Here is an 18,512-nt window from a genome sequence, read left to right on the forward strand (position 1 = left end):
GCCCGGGTCAGCCGGTGGCGCTCCCCGCCCGCCCGGCACCGCGCCGGCCGTCCACCGAGGGCTCTTCCTCCCCCGTCACCAGCCGGCGCATGATCCGCACCAGCTCGCTCGGCTCGAACGGCTTCGCCAGGAACGCGTCGACCCCGGCCGCCACGCCCGCGTCGACCTCGTAGGGCGTACAGGCGCTGATGACGGCGATGGGGAGACGGCGGGTCCGGGGGTCGGAGCGCAGGCGGGTGGCGGTCTCCAGACCGTCCAGCCGGGGCATCACCACGTCGAGGGTGATCGCGTCGGGGCGGACCCGCTCGACCAGGTCCAGGCACTCGACACCATCGGCCGCGGTCACGACCTCGAAGCCCTCCAGCTCGAGATTGACCCTGATCAGCTGCCGGATGACCTTGTTGTCGTCGACAACAAGCACGCGGCCGTACGCCCCTGACACTCTTCGAGAGTAGGTCGGCCGGAGGGGCGGCGTCCGGGTTTTGTCCACTTCCGCCCCGGACGGGTGGCCACCGCATGCACGGGCCTCCCGGCCGGGAGGAAGAGGCACGGAGGCACGGCGGAATACCTGTTCACGGACACCCCGTGGGAGCTGGTAGTGTTTCACCCGTCGCAGAGCAGCACCGCGATACGCCCCCGTAGCTCAGGGGATAGAGCATCGGCCTCCGGAGCCGGGTGCGCAGGTTCGAATCCTGCCGGGGGCACTTCCGGATTGAAGAACCGGACCAGCAGAGGCTGGTCCGGTTTTTTCGTGCGTGTTGCGGGTACGCCGCGCCCTCGCGGGGACGAGCGGAGCGTGGTCCGGCTCGCCCCACGAGGTGGCGGGTCAGCACTTCCCGTCGACTCAGTACCTGCCGTCGACTCAGTACTTCCCGTCGACCGGGATCCAGCCGGACCAGGTCTCGGGCTGGTAGAACTTGCCGGTGTCGCCGTCGTAGCGCAGGACGCGGAGGCGTACGTCCCCGCCCTCGCGGTAGTCCTTGTTGCACGTCGCCCAGGTGTCCGCGCCGAGCTTGTTGACGCAGACCTCCTCGGCGCGCCCGTAGTCGGTGTAGACCCCGACGGCCGCGGACATGCCGTCCTTCTTCGTGTCGCCCGCCCAGACGATGTCGCCGTTGTGCTGGAAGCACCCGCTGACGCCGTAGGCGGCGGTCGAACCGAGGCATGTGCTCGACGACGGAGATGCCTTGGCCGCTCCGACGGCTTCCACTTGGCCGCCCGGTACCGGGGTTCCCACCGGTCCCGCCGGATCCACGGACTCCACCGGTCCCGCCTGGTCCTCCTGGTCCGCCGGGAAGAGAACTGCCGCCCCGGGGTCCGTGGCCCCGCCCTCGACGATCTTCACGTCCGCCGGCATCTGCACTTCCTGGGGGCTCACCGGCGCGTCGTCGGCCAGCGCCGGCGTCGCGGTGACCGCCGAGAGCGCAAGTGCTGACGCACCGGCGAGAACGCTCAACTTCGAGCGCCAGTTTTCACGCATGCTTCACTACCCCCGCGCCTGACCTCTGTTGCAAGATCATCAAATATCAATATGTGAACAGAGTGTGAGACTAAGAGATCGCCGTGACGGATGGAAGGGGCTTCTGTGACGCAGGGGCTCCATGGTGCGGATGATGCACACGCGGCGGGCACGCCGCGGGCACAGCAGGAGGGGCGGGCACACCTGCGTGCGCCCGCCCCTCCTTCGTACCGAAGTCACCGCGCGGGAGGCCCTGCGGCCGGTTCCCCCTCGGCGATGTCGTGGAACGAGAGATCGAGGGCGCACTCCGCAGGGATCGCGGCGGCGGAGGTCTCGCACTCCGCGGGGCCCGCCCCGACCCGTCCGTCCGTCTCGGGCGGACCGGCGCGACGCTCGCCCGTCTCGATGTGGCCCGCCATGCCGTCCACGGGAACAGCCGTCGTGGAGGCGGCGGGACCTTCGGGCCGGGTGGCGTCGGCGGTGTCCGACGAGGACGACCAGGCGGCTCCGCCCGCCGTGGCGCACAGGACGAGTGCGGCCGAGACCGCGACGGTGCGAAATCGCATGAAGATCCCCCTACGCGGACGCCCCGACATCCGAGTCGTCAGTTGACCCACGGTGCCACAGCGCGCGAGGCGGAGGGCGGAGAACGAGTGAAGATGGCGCACGGAGCGCCACATGCGCGCCGCGTTTCCGGGGCGGCCCCACCGTGTCGGGGACACCGCGGGGTCGGCCCACGGCACTCGGTCGGGTGAACTGGGCCACGTGCCACAGGTCGCCCGCCTCCACACAACGGGCGTCGCCCAGGAGTTCGACATGGCGGGCAGCAGCTCCGTCTGGCACTACGATCCGGGCGGACCCGCCCCGAACCAGGATCCTCTGCCGCAGCCGGACGAACCAGGGCGCGAGGGCGACCGGACGGATCCGGTCGTGAGCAACAGGAAGCGCGACAGAGGATCACTGATGGACACCTCCCATTTCGTCCTGCCGAGCGAGGAAGCAGAGCGCTACACCGGCCGGCTCATCCGGAAAGGCACCGAGATGATCGGGAACTCTCATCCCGAGGAGAAGGGCTATCGGCCCGCGGCTGCCTTCGGCCACCTCGGACTTCCCGAGCCGGAGACGCTCGTACAGGGCGTGCGGAAGATCCGTCTCTGCCTCGACGACCTCACCACTCCGGAGGGCACGTACCTCCAGCGGTGCGTCGATCTCTTCACCCATGAACGCGAAGCGGGCACCACGCGGATCTACGTCCGGTCGACCATCGAACCATCCATGGAGCCTCCCGTGAGCAAGGCTCCATAAGCCTGCCGAGCGGGCCGGGCCGACCTTCGAGCCGACCGCACGGCGAACTCCGGTGACGCCGTGCGTGGAGCGGGGCCGAACCGGGCAGAGTCATGGTGACTTTTCGGCTCGACGGTGGGGGGACCGTTATGGAGTCCGACGATCGGTACGGGGCCGCGGGGCAGAGAGACGACGGGGCCGGGTTCGACGGGGCCGGGTTCGGTGGGGCTGTGCCTCCGCCGCCCTCCCGCGCGCCGGACGTGGGGCCGCCGCCGCCCGGTGCGCCCCTGCGTGCGGTCGGCGCGGCGCTGCTCAATCTGACCGGACTCGGGCTCGGTTACGCCCTGTTGGGGCGCTGGGCGCGGGCCGCTGTGTGCTGGGCGGCCACGGCGGTGCTGCTGTGGGCGGCGTTGCCGGCCGATCCGGACGGGGTGCCCGGGGGCGTCCTCGTCGGGTATCTGCTCGTGCTGGTGCTCGCCGCCGCCGACGGGGCCCGGATCGCCCGGCGTTCGGCGCTGGGCGGGGCGTGGCGGCCCGTCCTGGCGGTCGGGCTCGGCGTGGTGCTGCTGGCCGTGCCGGCGGGCGGCGCCGCGGTGTACGGCTCCGCGCGGGACGAGGCGCGGGAGCAGATGCTGCTGGACCGGCTGGCGGCCGGGGACGAACGGGTCCGGGCGGCCTCGGGGCAGCCGTTCGGCTCGGTGAAGGGCGAGTACGCGGGGGCGCTCGACGTCTACCGCGCGCTCGGCGAGGACCATCCCGGCTCCCGGGCGGCGAAGCTCGTCCCGGACCGCCTGAAGACCTACTACGACGCCGTCTCCGCCCCGTACGCCGAGAAGCGGCACTGTGAAGCCGTCGCGCCGTTGACCTATCTGCGGACGCTTCCGGACTCGGTGGACGGGAAGCTGCTGGGCGCGCTCGCCGCATGGCCCGACGAACCGCTGGCCACGTCGTTGTACGGGTGCGGTGTGTCGCGTCTGGGTGGACCGGGCGGCGGCGGCACGGAGTTGGGGGAGCTGTTGCGCACGTTCCCCGATTCCGCCTCCGCGCAGCAGGTGGGGCCCGCGATCGGGAAGCGGATCAAGGACCAGGTCGCGGCGTTGAAGGGGGCCGAGCCGTGTGCGGCCACCGAGGTGCTGCGGGGCCTCGGCGCCACCGCGTCCGAACTCCCCGCCGAGGGTGTGAAGGCGCTGCGCGCCGATGCCGACCGGGGTGTCGTGGACGGGGTGTACGCCTGCGGGGTTGACCAGTTCGAGGACGGGAAGTTCGGCGACGCGCGCACGACGCTGACCGATTTCGCGCGGACGTACAAGAGCGACGGCCGGGTGCGGCAGGCGCGGAACATCGCCATAGCCGCGGAGATCGCCGACGACCGGCCGGCGGCGGGCAAGCGGCTGCCGCCGTCGAAGCGGCCCGGCGGGTCCCGCATGGAGCTGGTCATCAGCAATGACGCGCCGAACTCGGTCGAGGTGCTCTACACCGGGCCGGTCACCGGGACCGTCACCCTGAAGGCCTGCGCGGGCTGCGAGCGTTACAGCGCCTCCGCCGGAGCGCGGCAGGCGTGCAAGGCGAGCGGCAGGAGCTACCCGAAGGCGCGGCTTCGGCTTCCCTCCGGCGAGTACCACTTCCTCTACAAGCACGGCACGGGCGCGACCGCCGGGGTGGACAGCTACTCCTCGGGGACGAAGGTCCAGCCTGGCTACACCTACACCAGCTGCACCTACGTCATCGAGCGGAATCCCTTCGGGCTGGACCTGCCCCTGATCCCGGACCCGGTGAAGCCGGTGCTCAGCCCTTGGGTCGCGGGTTCTTATCGATGACCCGGCCGTCCAGCCCGGCGGTGAGGAAGGCGCCGCCGTGCGAGTCGGAGACGTAGACGCGCAGCACCGGGCGGTCCTCGTGGAAGGGCGACGAGGGGTCCACGATCACGTAACGGCTCTCCGGTTCGTCGACGTTGAGCGTCTTCTCCGCCGTCTTCAGCAGGGCGGGCAGCACGTCCCAGTCGACGGAGTTCAGGTCGATCGTCGTGGACCCGGACGTCAGGGTGCCGCCCCTGTCGTCGTTCTTCGCCCGGCCGTCGCGGTAGCTGAAGCTGTCGTACAGCGCGGCGTTGGACTTCAGCGGCGCGTCGGCGGAGGCGTGGTCGCCGTAGAGGGTGAAGTCGGTGACCTTCGTCCCGCCCATGACCGGCTTCATCGCCTTGATCGCGGCCCGCGCCCCTTCCGGGGTCAGCAGGTCCTCGGCCTCCGGTACCTCCTCCTCGGAACCGCCGGTGTCTCCGGACCCGTCGGAGTCGTCGGCCACCGGGTCCGGCGCCGGAACGGAGGCCTGAGGGGCGCTCGCCCGGTCGCGCGGGCGGTCGTCGCTGTCGGAGCCCCTGGACGAGAACGGGTCGGCCGTCCAGATGATGGCGCCCGCGATCACCACGGCCGAGACGACGGACGATGCGGCGCTGATCCGCCAGACCCGGCGCTCGACGCGGCGGCCGCGCTCGTGCAGGGCGTCGTAGGGGTCGGTGGCGGGCTGCTGGTACGGGTTGCCGCCGGATGCGGGCGTGGAGGCGGAAGCGGGCGGCGGGAAGCCGTAGCCCGTCGGGATACGGTCCTCCGGGCCCGCGGCCGAGGAGGACGCGGCGGAGGAGGGCGCGGCGGAGGATCCGCCGGGCCGGGCGGACGCCGGGGGCTTGCGGTCGGACACGGGTGACGGGGGCGGCACGGACTCGGACGCGGGTCCCGGCCGGGGCGGCGGCGTGGCGGCCGTCTGCGTGGGCGTGGCGTGCACCGACCCGGGGCCGGACGCGGGCCGTTCCCGTACGGGCTCCGTGGGCGTCGGGGCGGGGCTCCCGCCCGTGCGCGCGGCCTCGGCCAGCAGGCGGTCGAGGGCCTCGGCGTCCGGGCGGGCCGGGATGTCCCTGGTGAGGAGCGCGTTCAGCACCGGGGTGAGGGACCCGGCCCGTACCGGCGGCGGGATCTCCTCGTCGAGCACGGCGGCCAGCGTGGCCAGGGTGGTGGCCCGGCGCAGCGGGTGGCGGCCCTCGACGGCGACGTACAGCATCATGCCGAGCGACCAGAGGTCGGAGGACGGGTCGCCCTCGGTGCCCCGGATCCGCTCGGGGGCTATGTAGTCGGGCGAGCCGATGAGGGCGCCCGTCATGGTGAGGCTGGTCGACTCGCGGATGGCGGCGATGCCGAAGTCCGTGAGGACGGGCCGGCCGTCGGCACGCAGCAGCACGTTGGCGGGCTTGACGTCGCGGTGCTGGATGCCGGAGGCGTGGGCGGCGCGGAGGGCGGAGAGGATGCCGCGTCCCAACTCGGCTGCCTCGGCGGGCTCCATGGGGCCGGCGGCGAGCCGGTCGTGCAGGGAGGAGCCGGCCACCAGCTCCATCACGATCCACGGGTAGCCGTCCTCGCCGGGGTCGACGATGTGGTGGACGGTGACCACGTTGGGATGGTCGACCCGGGCCAGGGCACGGGCCTCGCGCAGCACCCGGGCACGCAGGGTGCGGGCGCCTTCGGGGTCGTACTCCGCGAGCGCCGGGTCCGGGGGCCGTACCTCCTTGAGGGCGACATCACGGTGCAGCGCCTCGTCGCGGGCCCGCCAGACCATGCCCATGCCACCGCTGCCGAGCCGCTCCACCAGCGTGAAGCGGCCGTCGATCACCCGTCCCGAGGGGGCCTCTGCGCTCATGGGCCGTAGCGTACGGGGGGCGTACGACAGCGGGGAGACAGGGCCGTACGGACGGCCGAAACGCAACACGCCATCGGCCGTGGTCCGCCGCGCGCCTCCCACGGGCCGCGCCTCCCCCGGGACTTGCCCCTGTCCGCCTCCCCCTCGGGGCTTGCCCCTCCGTCCGCCTCTCCGTCAGGCCGCGCCTCCGTCAGGCCGAGGTGCGTTTGCGGGAGGGCGCCGTCTTCTTCGCCGTTGTGCCGCTGCTCGACGACGACGTCCGCTTCTTCGTCGCGGTCTTCGTCGCGGTCTTCGTCGTGGACTTCTTCGCGGTCGTCCGGCTCCCGGCGCTCCCGGCGGACTTCTTCGCCGTCGACGTGGACTTCTTCGCGCCGGTGGACTTGGGGGCGGACTTCTTGGCCGTGGAGCTTCCGGAGCGGGTGACCGTCTTGCCGGTCGGGGTGCGGTGCGTGGTCTTCTTCGCCGTCCCGGTGGTCTGCTCGGCCTTGGTCGTCTGCTCGGCCTCGGTGGTCCGCGCGGTCTTCCCGGAGGTCTTCGACGACGTCTTCTTGATGGGGTGGACGTCCGCCATGCCGCCGTCGCCGTCGCCCGCACCCTCGACGTTCCGGGATTTCCTGGCCGCCCGCACGCTGTTCTCCAGGGCCGCGATCAGGTCGATGACCTTGCCGTCGCCGGTGTCCTCGGGCTCGGCCGGGAGCACGGTCTCGCCGGCGGCCTTCGCGGCGACGAGTTCCTCCACCGCCTCCCGGTAGTCATCGTGGAGGCTGTCCATGTCGACCTCGCCGAGGGTGTCCATCAGGGCGTCCGCCAGGTCGAGTTCGGCGTCGCGGACCGTGATGTCGCCCTCCGGCGCGGCGTCCTGCGGCGCGCGGATCTCGTCGGGCCAGAGAAGGCCGTGCATGGCGATCACGTCGTCCACCACGCGGAGCATGCCGAGCCGTTCGCGGCCGCGCAGGGCGTACTTGGCGACGGCGACCCTGTTGCTGCGTTTGAGGGCCTCGCGGAGCAGGGTGTACGGCTTGGCGGCCGGGACTCCGTTGGCGGAGAGGTAGTACGCCGCGTCCATCTGGAGCGGGTCGATCCGGTCGGCGGGCACGAAGGCGACGATCTCGATGGTCTTCGCCGTGGGCAGCGGGAGCTGGGCCAGGTCCTCGTCGGTGATCGGGATCATCGTGCCGTCGGCGTCCTCGTAGGCCTTGCCGATCTCGCCGCCGGAGACCTCCTCCTCGTCCAGTTCACAGACCTTGCGGTACCGGATCCGGCCACCGTCGGCGAGGTGGATCTGCCGGAAGCTGATCGAGTGGTTCTCGGTGGCGTTGACCAGCTTGATGGGGATGCTGACCAGCCCGAAGGAGATCGCGCCGTTCCATATGGACCTCACCGTTCACCCCTTGCCGACCGTTGAGCACCCTTGAGGCGTCGGAGACGCTTTGGCATGGTTTCGTGTGACTCTTATCGTATGACGCCGATCACCGAGGTGGAGGGGCGACGGGTCTCGCTCAGCAATCTCGACAAGGTCCTGTATCAGGCCACCGGGACGACCAAGGGCGAGGTCCTGCACTACTACGCGGCCACCGTCGGCGGCGTGATCCTGCCCCATCTGCGCGAACGCCCCGTGTCCTTCCTGCGCTACCCGGACGGGCCGGACGGGCAGCTCTTCTTCACCAAGAATCCGCCGCCCGGTACGCCCGCCTGGGTGGAGACCACCGCAGTCCCCCGGAGCGAGGACCCGGGCGCCCGGCAGGTGGTCGTGCGGGATCTGGCCTCCCTGATGTGGGCGGCCAACCTGGTGGTGGAGTTCCACACCCCGCAGTGGCGTGACGACGCACCGGAGATCGCCGACCGGATGGTCTTCGACCTGGACCCCGGCTCCCCCGCGACCGTCGTGGAGTGCTGCGCGGTGGCGCTCTGGCTGCGGGATCGTCTCGCGGCCGACGGGCTGGCCGCGTACGGGAAGACGTCCGGGTCCAAGGGGATGCATCTGCTGGTCCCGCTGGAGCCCACCCCGTCCGGCGAGGTGTCCGCGTACGCGAAACGGCTGGCCGTGGAGGCGGAGGCGGCCCTTCCGGGGCTGGCCCTGCACCGGATGAAGCGCTCCCTGCGGCCGGGCAAGGTCTTCGTCGACTTCAGCCAGAACGCCGCGTCGAAGACGACCGCCACGCCCTACACCCTGCGCGCCCGGCCCGAGCCCACCGTGTCGGCCCCGGTCACCTGGGACGAGATCGCGGGGTGCCGGGAGGCGGGCGCGCTGGTGTTCCGTGCCGGGGACCTGGCCGCCCGGCTGGACCGGCACGGCGATCTGCTCGCCCCGCTGAACGACCCGGAACAGGCTCGTCCGCTTCCTGCGTGACACGCCCCCGGTTCACAGGAATCCACAGCCGGATCGTCTTGACCGGGTCATGACCTGGTTACGGCCTGAGGAAAGGCCACAAGTGGCGGGTGGATTGTCGGACCCGTGGTGCACACTCTGCGCAGGCGCTTTCTCCAGGGCGCGCCGGGAGGGGTGTGACGGACAGGGCGCGCCACGGGGCGCGCCGGTCCGGGCGCTGTCGTGATCGTGGGGAGGGGATGGCGTGTTCTCGGGGATCGACGAGGTCGACTGGGCCTCGATGGAGCATGCCTACGGGCCTGCCGACGATGTGCCGGAGCTTCTTCGGGGGCTCGCGTCCGACGATCCGGCGGAGCGCGAGGCGGCGCTCGACGGCATGTACGGCGCGGTGCACCACCAGGGCGATGTGTACGCGTGCACGCTCGCGTGCATCCCGTTCCTGTTCGAGCTGGCCGTCGACCCGGGGGTGCAGGACCGCGGCAGCGTGGTCGAACTGCTCACCAGCATCGGCGGCTTCGACCTCGACGAGGACGACGAGGCGGAGATCGACGAGGACGAGATCGAGGGCGCCGCGAACTACGCGATGGCGGCGGCGGCGGTCACCGCGGGCGCGGGGGTCTTCTTCGAGCTGATCGCCGACGAGGACCCCGGCGTGCGGCTCGCGGCCCCGCTGGCGCTCGCCACACTGCACCGCCACCCCGTGCGGGTGCTCGCGCTGCTGCGGGAGCGGCTGCCGGTGGAGCCCGACGAGGAGGTGCGGCTCGCCCTCGTGGAGGCGGCCGGGCGGGTCGCGCTGCGGCACCGGCCGTTGGCGGGGCGGGTCGCGGAGTGGCTGGGCCGGCTGGCGTCCCGGGCGCACTCCCCGGGGCTGCGGCTGGCGGCCCTGGCCCAGCTGGCGCGCTGTTCGCCCGACGGGCTGCCCGGCGATGTGGTGCCGGTGGTCTCGGGGCTGCTGCGCGAGATGCGTTCCCCGCCGGAGGAGTCCGCGCAGGAGGGGGACGAGCCGGCGGACCCGGACGCGGAGCCGGTGGACCCGGAGCCGGTGGCCGCCGCGGAGACCTGTCGGGGCGAGCAGGTCGCGACGCCGACGCTCGTGGGGCAGCTGCGGTCGCTGTCCGCGCAGGAGAACGCCGGGCGCGGCGCCCCCTGGGCCGCGGATCTGCTGCGCACCCTGCACGTCGGCCTCGACGACCGGGTGGGCGACCGTACGGCGCTGCTCGCCGACCAGTTGCGCAGCCCCGACCGCCGGCAGCGCATCGACGCCGTGCGGATGAGCGGCGGGCTGATACGGGCCTGGCGCGGCCCCTACGAGGAGCTGGTGGCGCTCGTCGGCGATCAGCTGTCCGACCCCGAGCCCCGGCTGGCCGAGGCCGCGTCCCATGTCCTGGAGGAGTTGTTCGGCCTGGCCGCGCCCGCCGCGGACGCCCTGGCCGCCCGGCTGGCCGACCGCCCCGGGGACTGGGTGAAGTCCTGGCCCAGTGGTCCGCCCGGGCTCGGCTCCACCGTGAAGGCCCTGGCACGCCTCGGGGACGCCCGGGCGCTGCCGGCGCTGGCGGCGGCGCTGGAGCTGCCGCAGGTGGCGCACGACGTGGGGTTCGCGGTGGGCCACCTGGGGGCGGCGGCGGAGCCCCTCGCCGGGGCGCTGCGGGGCAGGCTCGCGGAGGTGGAGCTGGACGAGGGGGCCTACGACCGGGCGAGCCCGCTACTGGCCGGGCTGACCGGGCTGCGGGCGGGCGAGGCGACCCCCGAGGTGCTGCGGGTGCTGCGCGGGGCGCCGGACTACCGGGGCGAGTGGCTGCGTACGGCGGCGCTGCGGGCGCTGGGTTCGTTCGGGCCCGCGGCCCGGGAGGCCGTCCCGGAGCTGCGGGCGCTGATCCGCAGCCCGGGGACGGCCTCCGCGACGGAGGCGGCCGAGGCGCTGTGGGCGATCTCCGGGGACGCCGACGCGGTGCTGCCGGTGCTGATCGAGGGCCTCCAGTCGCACCATGTCCACGACCGGCGGGCGGCGGCGGTGGCGCTGGGGGCCCTCGGGACGCGCGCCGCGGTGGTCGCGCCCCGGCTGCGCGGGCTGCTGGCGCACGAGGAGCTGTGGCTGCGGGTCGACGCGGCGATCGCGCTGTGGGAGGTGTCCGGCAGGTCGCAGGAGACCGTCGAGGCACTGCTCGCCGGCTGGGAGCGGAGCCGTCATGTGCGGGTCCGGGTGGCAGAATGCGTGGCACGGATGGGGCCGGTCCCGGAGGGGTCGGCCGCAGCACACGTCCTGCGGAGCGAGCTCGCCTCCGTACGCCGTCACAACGCGATGGACGGCGGGTACGGCAGTCATGACATCCACGAGGACGAGAAGCTCCTGGCGCTGTGCCGACAGGCACTCCGGGGGACGGGGAAAGGAACCACGGCATGATCATTTTCGGTACCAAGGGCTACCTCTACCAGCTGGCCGTCCTGACGATGGTGTGCGGCTGGTGCGGCAATCCGGCGGCGCACACCCTGCGCAAGCGGGTCACGAAGTTCACGCTGTTCTTCGTGCCGCTGTTCCCGTTCTCGACGAAGTACGCCACGCAGTGCACGTTCTGCGGCGGGGAGCGGCAGATACCCCAGGAGGAGGCGGACCGGCTGCTCGCGCAGGCCTCGGCCGGGCAGGACGGCAACGCCCATGGGCAGGCCCCGCAGCCCGGTTTCACACCTCCCGGGCAGAACCCGTACCAGCGCTGACCCGGCGGCCCTCCTGACCGCCCCGGCCCCGTGGTCCCGCGACCGCGGGGCCGCGTAACGTCACACAGGGGTACGAAGTCGGCATTGCGTGCGGTCGTCCGATTAGGGTGTGAGACCGCTGTCGTCGTCGAAGAGGAGGCGAGCCTTGCGCCCGCACCGCGTCCCGGCGGCGACCCGTACCGCCGTGTTCGCCCTCGCCGGGCTCGCCCTGCTGACCGGCTGCGGCGCGGCGGGCGGGCTGAAGAGCGCGGGGGACGCGCCGTCGGCCGTCGAGCCCAAGAGCCTCTGGCCGGAGCTGCCGCCCGCCTCCTCCGCCCCGTACGACTACGGCGAGGGCGAGACCGCGCGCATCCCGGGGATCCGGGTGGCCGGCGGCGATGTGCGGCGGCTGGATCCGGTGACCGTGGCGCAGGCCGGGCTGAAGGCGAAGACGGACCGGGACAGCGGCCTGGACGAGCTGCCGGACGAGACGGTGAAGCAGATCGAGGCGTGCCGGACCGCCCCGGACGACTGCCCGGTCCTCCCGCCGTACTACCGCGACCTGACCGGCGACGGCAGGGACGAACTGGTGCTCGGTATCCGGATGCCCGACCGGCAGCTCGCCGTGCGCGTCTACATGCCGGACGAGGGCCGGCTGACCCGGATCATGTCCACCTACGACGCCGTCATCAGCGTGGAGCTGGCGGGCCGGGACCTGATCATGCGGGCGCCCTCGGTGATCCCGGGGTACGAGTACCGCACGGCGTGGTCCTGGGACGACCGGCAGCGCGCGATGCTGCCCACCCGGGACGAGATCCTGCGGACGCCCGAGCACCGGAAGGCCCCGAAACCCTCCCCGGAGTCCACCGCGTCCTCCGCGGGGACGCGATGAGGCGGCGCGTCCTCCGCTCGCCCTCCTGGACCGCGAGCCTCACCTGGAAGTCCGCGGTCTTCCTGACCGTCATGTGCTGCACCCTGGCCGCCCTCCTCGGCTTCCTGGTGCACACGGCGGTCACCCGGCAGACGGTCGAACAGGCCCGGGACAAGACGCTGAGCCGGCTGGAGGTGGTCACCGACGCGTACGAGGCCGGGGAGCCGCTGCCCCCGGGGTCCGGCATCGACCCGCCGGGCCTGCCCGCCTCGCTGCGCGCCCTGGCCTCGGGCGGCGAACGGGGCACCCTCGTCGCGGACGGACCGCACCGGCCGGGCGACCCGGACGGGCGGAGCGGACCCGCCATGTGGGCGGCGGGCCCGGCGGACGGGCGGGCGCTCGCCACCTGGACGGACTACAGCCACAGCGCCCGCACCATCGGCGGCCTCGACCGGGCGATCATCGGCTCCTCGCTGCTGGCCATCGCCGCCACCCTGCTCGTCGGCCTGTTCGCCGTCGGCCGGGTGACCCGCAGGCTCCACCAGAGCGCCCGGGTGGCCCGCCGGATCAGCGCGGGCGATCTCGACGCCCGGGTGCGCGACCCCCGGACCGCGCGCCCGGTCCGGGCCCAGGACGAGGTGGCGATCGTGGCGGGCGCGCTCGACACCATGGCCTCGACCCTCCAGCGCAAGCTCCAGACCGAGCAGCGGTTCACCGCCGACGTGGCGCACGAGCTGCGCACCCCGCTGACCGGCCTGTCGGCCGCCGCCGAACTGCTGCCGCCGGGCCGCCCGGCGGAGCTGGTGCGCGACCGGGTGCGGGCCATGCGGGCGCTGACGGAGGACCTGCTGGAGATCTCCCGCCTCGACGCCCGCACCGAGCAGGTCGACCTCGCCGTGCACGAGCTCGCCCCCGTGGCGGAGCGGGTCGTCCGGGCGTCGGGCACCGACACCGAGGTGCGGGTGACGGGCGCGGCCCGGGTGGAGACGGACCGGCGGCGCCTGGAGCGGGTGATCGGCAATCTGGTGACCAACGCCCATCGGCACGGGCGCCCTCCGGTGGTGCTGAGCGTGGACGGCGCGGTGGTCTCCGTGACCGACCGCGGCCCGGGATTCCCGGCGTATCTGCTGGACGGCGGGCCGCAGCGGTTCCGGACGGACGGTGCGGGCAAGGGGCACGGGCTCGGGCTGACCATCGCCCTCGGCCAGGCCGAGGTCATCGGCGCCCGGCTGGACTTCGGCAATCCGCCGGACGGCGGGGCGCTCGCCCGGTTGACCCTGCCGGAGTACGTACGCCTGGATGACGGGGAATGCGACCGGAATCCCGGTGGTGACGGGGGTCCGGAGGGCCGGGACGACCCGGACGGCTCAACAGGGAGCGCACCTCACGGACCGTGACGCGTTGCCGACCGTGAGTGGCGAACCTAGCGTGACGAGCACGAGCCCAGCTCGTGTCCCCCACGGTCCCTTCCTCATCGCATGGAGGCAGCATGTCCCCCCTGTCCCGCCCCTCGCGGCTCCGCCGGCTCGGTCTCTGCGTCGCCACCGGCACGCTCGCGGCGCTCACCGCCGCCGCTCCCGCCGCGATGGCGGCCGACCCCCAGCCCGTCGGCCAGCGCGCGGAGGCCGCCGCTCCGGACCCGACGTCCGACGAGCTCTCCGCCTCGGCGCTGCAGCGCGAGCACGAGGCGCAGCAGAAGCAGGCCCGCGAGGAGGCACAGAAGCAGGGCCAGGCGCGCCCCCAGGCGCCGAAGCGGACCTACAAGGGACGCGTCATCGCCAAGCCGTACCTGCTGCTCCGTGACAAGCCGACCCGCAGCAGCCGCATCGTCGGCTCGGTCGAGTACGGCGAGATCGTCCACATCTTCTGCAAGACCAAGGGCGACAACGTCGACGGCAACAACCGCTGGTACCTGCTGACCAACGGCACGTGGGCCTGGGGTTCGGCCCGCTACATCGAGAACATCGGCTCCGCGCCGAAGTGGTGCTGACCTCACGTCACCCGCACATCCGCCCGCCCGTGGAGCCCGGCCGTGTCGCCGTCGGCTCCGCGGGCGGGCGTATGTCCGGTGGGCGCCGACGGCATTCCGGTGGGCGCTGACGGCGTCTCCGGTGGGCACTGACATGGGCAAAGGTGTGACATAAGGGAAATACCGCGCACCTCTTGCTACGTTGCGGGGCATGACCGCAACGACGGCGGACGCTCCCCCGCCCGAGCTACGCCTGCCCAAGCGGCGCGGGGTGGAGCTCGCCCTCCTCGTCGGGGGCGTCCTGATCTCCGTCTTCGGCTACGCGGCGGTCGGCCTCGCCCACGACGGCGCCGTGCCTCCCGACGTCGCCGGGTACGGGGCCGGGCTCGGCACGCTCGCCCTGCTCGCCCATGTCGCGGTCCGCTTCCGGGCCCCGTACGCCGATCCGCTGCTGCTGCCGATCGCCGTCCTGCTCAACGGGCTCGGCCTGGTGCTGATCTACCGGCTCGACCTGGAGACCCCGAAGGACCAGGCCGCGCCCACCCAGCTCGTCTGGTCCACGCTCGGCGTCGCGCTGTTCGCCGCCGTAGTGGTGCTGCTGCGCGACCACCGGGTACTCCAGCGGTACGCGTATCTCTCGGTGGCCTCGGCGCTCGCGCTGCTGATCGTGCCGATCTTCTTCCCGGCGGTGAACGGGGCGAAGATCTGGATCCGGATCGGCGGACTCTCCTTCCAGCCCGGCGAGTTCGCCAAGATCCTGCTCGCGGTGTTCTTCGCCGCCTATCTGGCCGCCAACCGCAACGCGCTCGCGTACACCGGCCGCACCTTCTGGAAGCTGCAACTGCCCTCCGGCCGGGTGCTCGGGCCGATCGTGGCGATCTGGCTGCTGAGCGTCGGGGTGCTGGTGCTGGAGCGCGATCTGGGCACCTCGCTGCTGTTCTTCGGGCTCTTCGTCATCATGCTGTACGTGGCGACCGGCCGGACCGGCTGGATCGCGGTCGGCCTGCTCCTGGCAGCCGTCGGGGCCTTCGTCGTCGGCTCCTTCGAACCGCACGTCCACAGCCGGGTGCAGGACTGGCTGGACCCGTTCGCCTCGATCGACGCGGGGCAGGGGCCGGGCCAGCTCGCCCAGTCGCTGTTCGCCTTCGCCGCGGGCGGGATGCTCGGGACCGGGCTCGGCGCGGGCCACTCCATCCTGATCGGCTTCGCCGCCAAGTCCGACTTCATCCTGGCGACCGCGGGCGAGGAGCTGGGGCTGAGCGGGCTGACGGCGATCTTCCTGCTCTACGCGCTGCTCGTGGCGCGCGGCTACCGGGCGGGGCTCGCCCTGCGCGATCCGTTCGGACGGCTGCTCGCGATCGGTCTGGCGTCGATCCTGGCGCTCCAGGTGTTCGTGATCGCGGGCGGGGTGATGGGGCTGATCCCGCTGACCGGGATGGCGATGCCGTTCCTCGCGCAGGGCGGCTCGTCGGTCGTCACCAACTGGATCATCGTGGCGCTGCTGATCCGGGTCAGCGACGTCTCGCGCAGACCCCACCCGGAACAGGCCGAGACCGGGGTCATCGCGGCGGCCGTGGAGGAGGACCGGTGATCCGCTACATCCGGTGGGCCGCCGCCTTCTGTCTGCTGCTGCTGGTGGCGCTGCTCGTCAACGCGGCCCGGATCCAGGTCTTCGAGGCCGACGAACTGGACGCCAATCCGGCCAACCGCCGCAACACCATCGCCCGTTACGACCAGCCGCGCGGCAACATCGTGGTCGGCGACCGGCCCGTGACCGGCAGCAAGGAGACCGGCGAACTGCTGAGCTTCGAGCGCACCTATCTGCACGGCCCGCTGTACGCCCCGGTGACCGGATACGCCTCGCAGACGTACGGCACGACACTCATCGAGAACGCCGAGGACGCCGTCCTGTCCGGTACGGACTCCCTGCTGGCGCCGCTGCCCTTCTGGAACGAGTTCACGCGGGGCCGGCAGCCGGGCGGGAACGTCGTCACCACCATCAGGGCGTCGATGCAGCAGGCCGCGTACGACGGGCTGAGCGGGCGGCGGGGGGCGGTCGCGGCGCTGGATCCGTCGACCGGCGAGATCCTGGCGCTCGTCTCGACCCCGTCGTACGACCCCGAGCGGCTGTCCGGGACCGGTTCCGCGGTGACCGACGCGTGGGCCCGGCTGAACGCGGCCAGGAGCATGCCGATGCTCAACCGGGCCATCCGGCAGACCTATCCGCCGGGCTCCACCTTCAAGATCGTGACGGCGGCGGCGGCCCTGGACGAGCGGGTGGTGACGGACGCCGACGCGGCTACGGACACGCCGTCGCCGTACGTCCTGCCGGGGACGCGCACGACCCTGCCGAACGAGGCGAGAGGCTGCGAGAACGCGTCGCTGGCGGACGCGATCCGGGTCTCCTGCAACACGGTGATGGCCCATCTGGGGGTCGAGGTCGGCCTGGACGGGATGGTGGAGACGGCGGAGAAGTTCGGCTTCAACGACGCCGGGCTGCGCATTCCGTCCGGGGTGGCGAGGAGCAACTTCGACACGGACATGAGCGAGGACCAGCTGGCCCTGTCCTCGATCGGGCAGTTCAACACGACCGCGACCCCGCTCCAGATGGCGATGGTCGCCTCGGCGGTGGCCAACGGCGGGGACCTGCGCCGCCCGCATCTGGTCGACCGGATCACCACGAACGACGGGGACACGGTCCGGCAGGAGCGGTCGGAGCCGTACGAACGGGCGATGAGCCCGTCCACGGCCGTGCAGCTCCAGCGGATGATGGTCGACGTGGTGGAGGACGGCACCGGGTCGAACGCGGCGATCGACGGGGTGACGGTCGGCGGCAAGACCGGTACCGCCCAGCACGGCGTCGACAACTCCGGTCTGCCGTACGCCTGGTTCATCTCCTGGGCCCAGGCACCCGACTCCGGCCGCCCGGCCGTCGCGGTGGCGGTGGTCGTGGAGGACGCCGCCGCCGACCGGGACGACATCAGCGGCGGCGGCAGCGCGGCCCCGATCGCCCGGGCCGTGATGGAAGCGGCGTTGGAGGAGTAACCGGGGCGCCCGGAGGGGCGCACCGGCAGACTGGGCCCATGACACGGACGACCTCCGCGGTGGCGCGGGCCCTGGAGCGGATCGGCCGGCTGGACCCGGCGCTGCACGCGTTCGTCGAGGTCTGGCCGGACGAGGCGCTCGCCCGCGAACGGGAGGCCGCGGCGCGGCGACTCCCCCTGGGCGGGCTGCCGTTCGCGGTGAAGGGCCCCTCCGGGATCCGGTCCTTCGCGGCCCGTCGGCTGATCGCGGCGGGCGGCTCCCCGGTGGGCGCGACCTCGGTGCCGGGACCCGGCACCCACTGGCAGACCTGGGGCCTGGGCGCGCACGGCCGTACGGTCAACCCGTGGCGGGCGGACCGTACTCCGGGCGGATCGTCGGCCGGGTCGGCGGTCGCGGTGGCGACGGGGATGGCGGAGCTGGCGACGGGCAGCGACGGGGCCGGGTCGGTCCGCATCCCGGCCGCCTGGTGCGCGGTGTTCGGGCTGAAGACGACGAACGGGCTGCTCCCCTCCCCCGACCGGTCGGGGCTGGCCTCGGCCGGGGTGCTGGCCCGGTCCGCGGCGGCGGCGGAACCGTATCTGCGCCATGTGCTGGGCGGTGGAGGGCCGGACGCCGCCCCCGCACTGCCACTGCCCCTGCAACTGCCCCTGCCCGCTGTGTACAGCGAGGACCTCGGGTTCGCGGAGGTGGACCCGGAGGTGGCGGCCGTCGTCCGGGCGGCGATGGACCGGCTCGTCGCGGCGGGGACCGTACGCCTGCTGGGGCGTGACGCCGCGCTGCTCGACCCGGTGAGGGCCTGGACCGCGATACGGGGCGGGTCGCCGGACGACCCGGAGGCGGTGCGGGTGCGGCGGACGAACGACGATCGGCTGGACGCGCTTCTCGCCGGTGGGGCCGTCCTCCTGACCCCGGCCACCCCGAACCGGCCGCACGGCCACGAGGGCCCGGGGGACCTCTACTCCACCGCGTTGACCTGGGCGTTCAACTTGAGCGGACATCCGGCGGCGAGCCTGCCCGCGGGATTCACCGGGGACGGCTGCCCGGTGGGGCTCCAGTTGGCGGCGGCGCGCGGCGCGGACGTCCGGCTGCTCGCCGCAGCCCGCGCGGTGGAGGACGCCCTGCCCGCCGCGCCCGTGCCGCCCGCCGCCGGGCGGGCGGCGGCGGGGCGCTGACCGGCAGG

Annotated in this window: 16 protein-coding genes and 1 tRNA gene; 12 read left to right on the top strand and 5 right to left on the bottom strand. The window is 73.1% G+C overall.

Annotated features, from left to right (window positions below; translation table 11 throughout):
• Window positions 1-7 precede the first annotated feature (7 nt).
• A complete protein-coding gene (locus IE272_RS06020) occupies window positions 8-421 on the bottom strand; it encodes a response regulator (RefSeq protein WP_050360406.1) in 414 nt (137 codons plus the stop codon).
• 211 nt (window positions 422-632) lie between these two features.
• Between IE272_RS06020 and IE272_RS06025 the strand changes: the two genes are divergently transcribed.
• Window positions 633-704, top strand: a tRNA-Arg gene (locus IE272_RS06025).
• A 158-nt stretch (window positions 705-862) separates the two neighbouring features.
• Here IE272_RS06025 and IE272_RS06030 read toward each other — a convergent pair.
• Together IE272_RS06030 and IE272_RS06035 are read right to left on the bottom strand one after the other, a co-directional pair.
• Window positions 863-1,480 (bottom strand): hypothetical protein, encoded by a 618-nt coding sequence (locus IE272_RS06030; protein WP_050360407.1) that lies wholly within the window; start codon window positions 1,478-1,480, stop codon window positions 863-865.
• 215 nt (window positions 1,481-1,695) lie between these two features.
• Window positions 1,696-2,025 carry a hypothetical protein gene (locus IE272_RS06035; protein WP_056702478.1) on the bottom strand — a complete coding sequence of 110 codons (330 nt, stop codon included), beginning with the start codon at window positions 2,023-2,025 and terminating at the stop codon, window positions 1,696-1,698.
• Between the two features lie 397 nt (window positions 2,026-2,422).
• Between IE272_RS06035 and IE272_RS06040 the strand changes: the two genes are divergently transcribed.
• A complete protein-coding gene (locus tag IE272_RS06040; RefSeq protein WP_229897216.1) occupies window positions 2,423-2,764 on the top strand; it encodes a hypothetical protein in 342 nt (113 codons plus the stop codon).
• Window positions 2,765-2,892: 128 nt separating this feature from the next.
• Window positions 2,893-4,560, top strand: coding sequence for a hypothetical protein (locus tag IE272_RS06045; protein ID WP_229897217.1), 1,668 nt, complete (start codon window positions 2,893-2,895; stop codon window positions 4,558-4,560).
• On the opposite strand, the gene IE272_RS06050 is transcribed toward IE272_RS06045, so the two are convergent.
• Both IE272_RS06050 and ku read right to left on the bottom strand, forming a co-directional pair.
• Complete coding sequence (locus IE272_RS06050) at window positions 4,529-6,427, bottom strand: serine/threonine-protein kinase (protein WP_190006408.1); 1,899 nt, start codon at window positions 6,425-6,427, stop codon at window positions 4,529-4,531. The two genes, IE272_RS06045 and IE272_RS06050, sit on opposite strands and share 32 nt — an antisense overlap.
• 190 nt (window positions 6,428-6,617) lie before the next feature.
• Window positions 6,618-7,808, bottom strand: coding sequence for a non-homologous end joining protein Ku (gene ku, locus IE272_RS06055; protein WP_190006409.1), 1,191 nt, complete (start codon window positions 7,806-7,808; stop codon window positions 6,618-6,620).
• Between the two features lie 78 nt (window positions 7,809-7,886).
• Between ku and ligD the strand changes: the two genes are divergently transcribed.
• The 9 genes from ligD (at window position 7,887) to IE272_RS06100 (ending at window position 18,504) form a co-directional block, all read left to right on the top strand.
• Window positions 7,887-8,777, top strand: a complete 891-nt coding sequence (gene ligD, locus IE272_RS06060; protein WP_190006410.1) for a non-homologous end-joining DNA ligase — start codon at window positions 7,887-7,889, stop codon at window positions 8,775-8,777.
• 223 nt (window positions 8,778-9,000) lie between these two features.
• Complete coding sequence (locus IE272_RS06065) at window positions 9,001-11,157, top strand: HEAT repeat domain-containing protein (RefSeq protein ID WP_190006411.1); 2,157 nt, start codon at window positions 9,001-9,003, stop codon at window positions 11,155-11,157.
• Window positions 11,154-11,468, top strand: a complete 315-nt coding sequence (locus IE272_RS06070; protein WP_050360412.1) for a zinc ribbon domain-containing protein — start codon at window positions 11,154-11,156, stop codon at window positions 11,466-11,468. The genes IE272_RS06065 and IE272_RS06070 overlap by 4 nt, the downstream gene beginning before the upstream one ends.
• Before the next feature lie 145 nt (window positions 11,469-11,613).
• A complete protein-coding gene (locus IE272_RS06075; RefSeq protein WP_050360413.1) occupies window positions 11,614-12,339 on the top strand; it encodes a hypothetical protein in 726 nt (241 codons plus the stop codon).
• Window positions 12,336-13,715 (top strand): ATP-binding protein, encoded by a 1,380-nt coding sequence (locus tag IE272_RS06080; RefSeq protein WP_190006412.1) that lies wholly within the window; start codon window positions 12,336-12,338, stop codon window positions 13,713-13,715. The genes IE272_RS06075 and IE272_RS06080 overlap by 4 nt, the downstream gene beginning before the upstream one ends.
• Window positions 13,716-13,807: 92 nt before the next feature.
• Window positions 13,808-14,308: an SH3 domain-containing protein gene (locus IE272_RS06085; protein ID WP_056700582.1), complete on the top strand. Its 501-nt coding sequence runs from the start codon at window positions 13,808-13,810 to the stop codon at window positions 14,306-14,308.
• A 190-nt stretch (window positions 14,309-14,498) separates the two neighbouring features.
• Window positions 14,499-15,878: an FtsW/RodA/SpoVE family cell cycle protein gene (locus IE272_RS06090; RefSeq protein WP_032790459.1), complete on the top strand. Its 1,380-nt coding sequence runs from the start codon at window positions 14,499-14,501 to the stop codon at window positions 15,876-15,878.
• On the top strand, window positions 15,875-17,332 hold the full coding sequence (locus tag IE272_RS06095; RefSeq protein ID WP_190006413.1) for a peptidoglycan D,D-transpeptidase FtsI family protein: 1,458 nt from the start codon (window positions 15,875-15,877) through the stop codon (window positions 17,330-17,332). Before IE272_RS06090 ends, IE272_RS06095 begins: the two co-directional genes overlap by 4 nt.
• 38 nt (window positions 17,333-17,370) lie before the next feature.
• Window positions 17,371-18,504, top strand: coding sequence for an amidase (locus tag IE272_RS06100; RefSeq protein WP_190006414.1), 1,134 nt, complete (start codon window positions 17,371-17,373; stop codon window positions 18,502-18,504).
• The last annotated feature ends 8 nt before the right edge of the window (window positions 18,505-18,512 follow it).

This window comes from Streptomyces anulatus, from assembly GCF_014650675.1.
Taxonomy (GTDB): Bacteria; Actinomycetota; Actinomycetes; order Streptomycetales; family Streptomycetaceae; genus Streptomyces; species Streptomyces anulatus.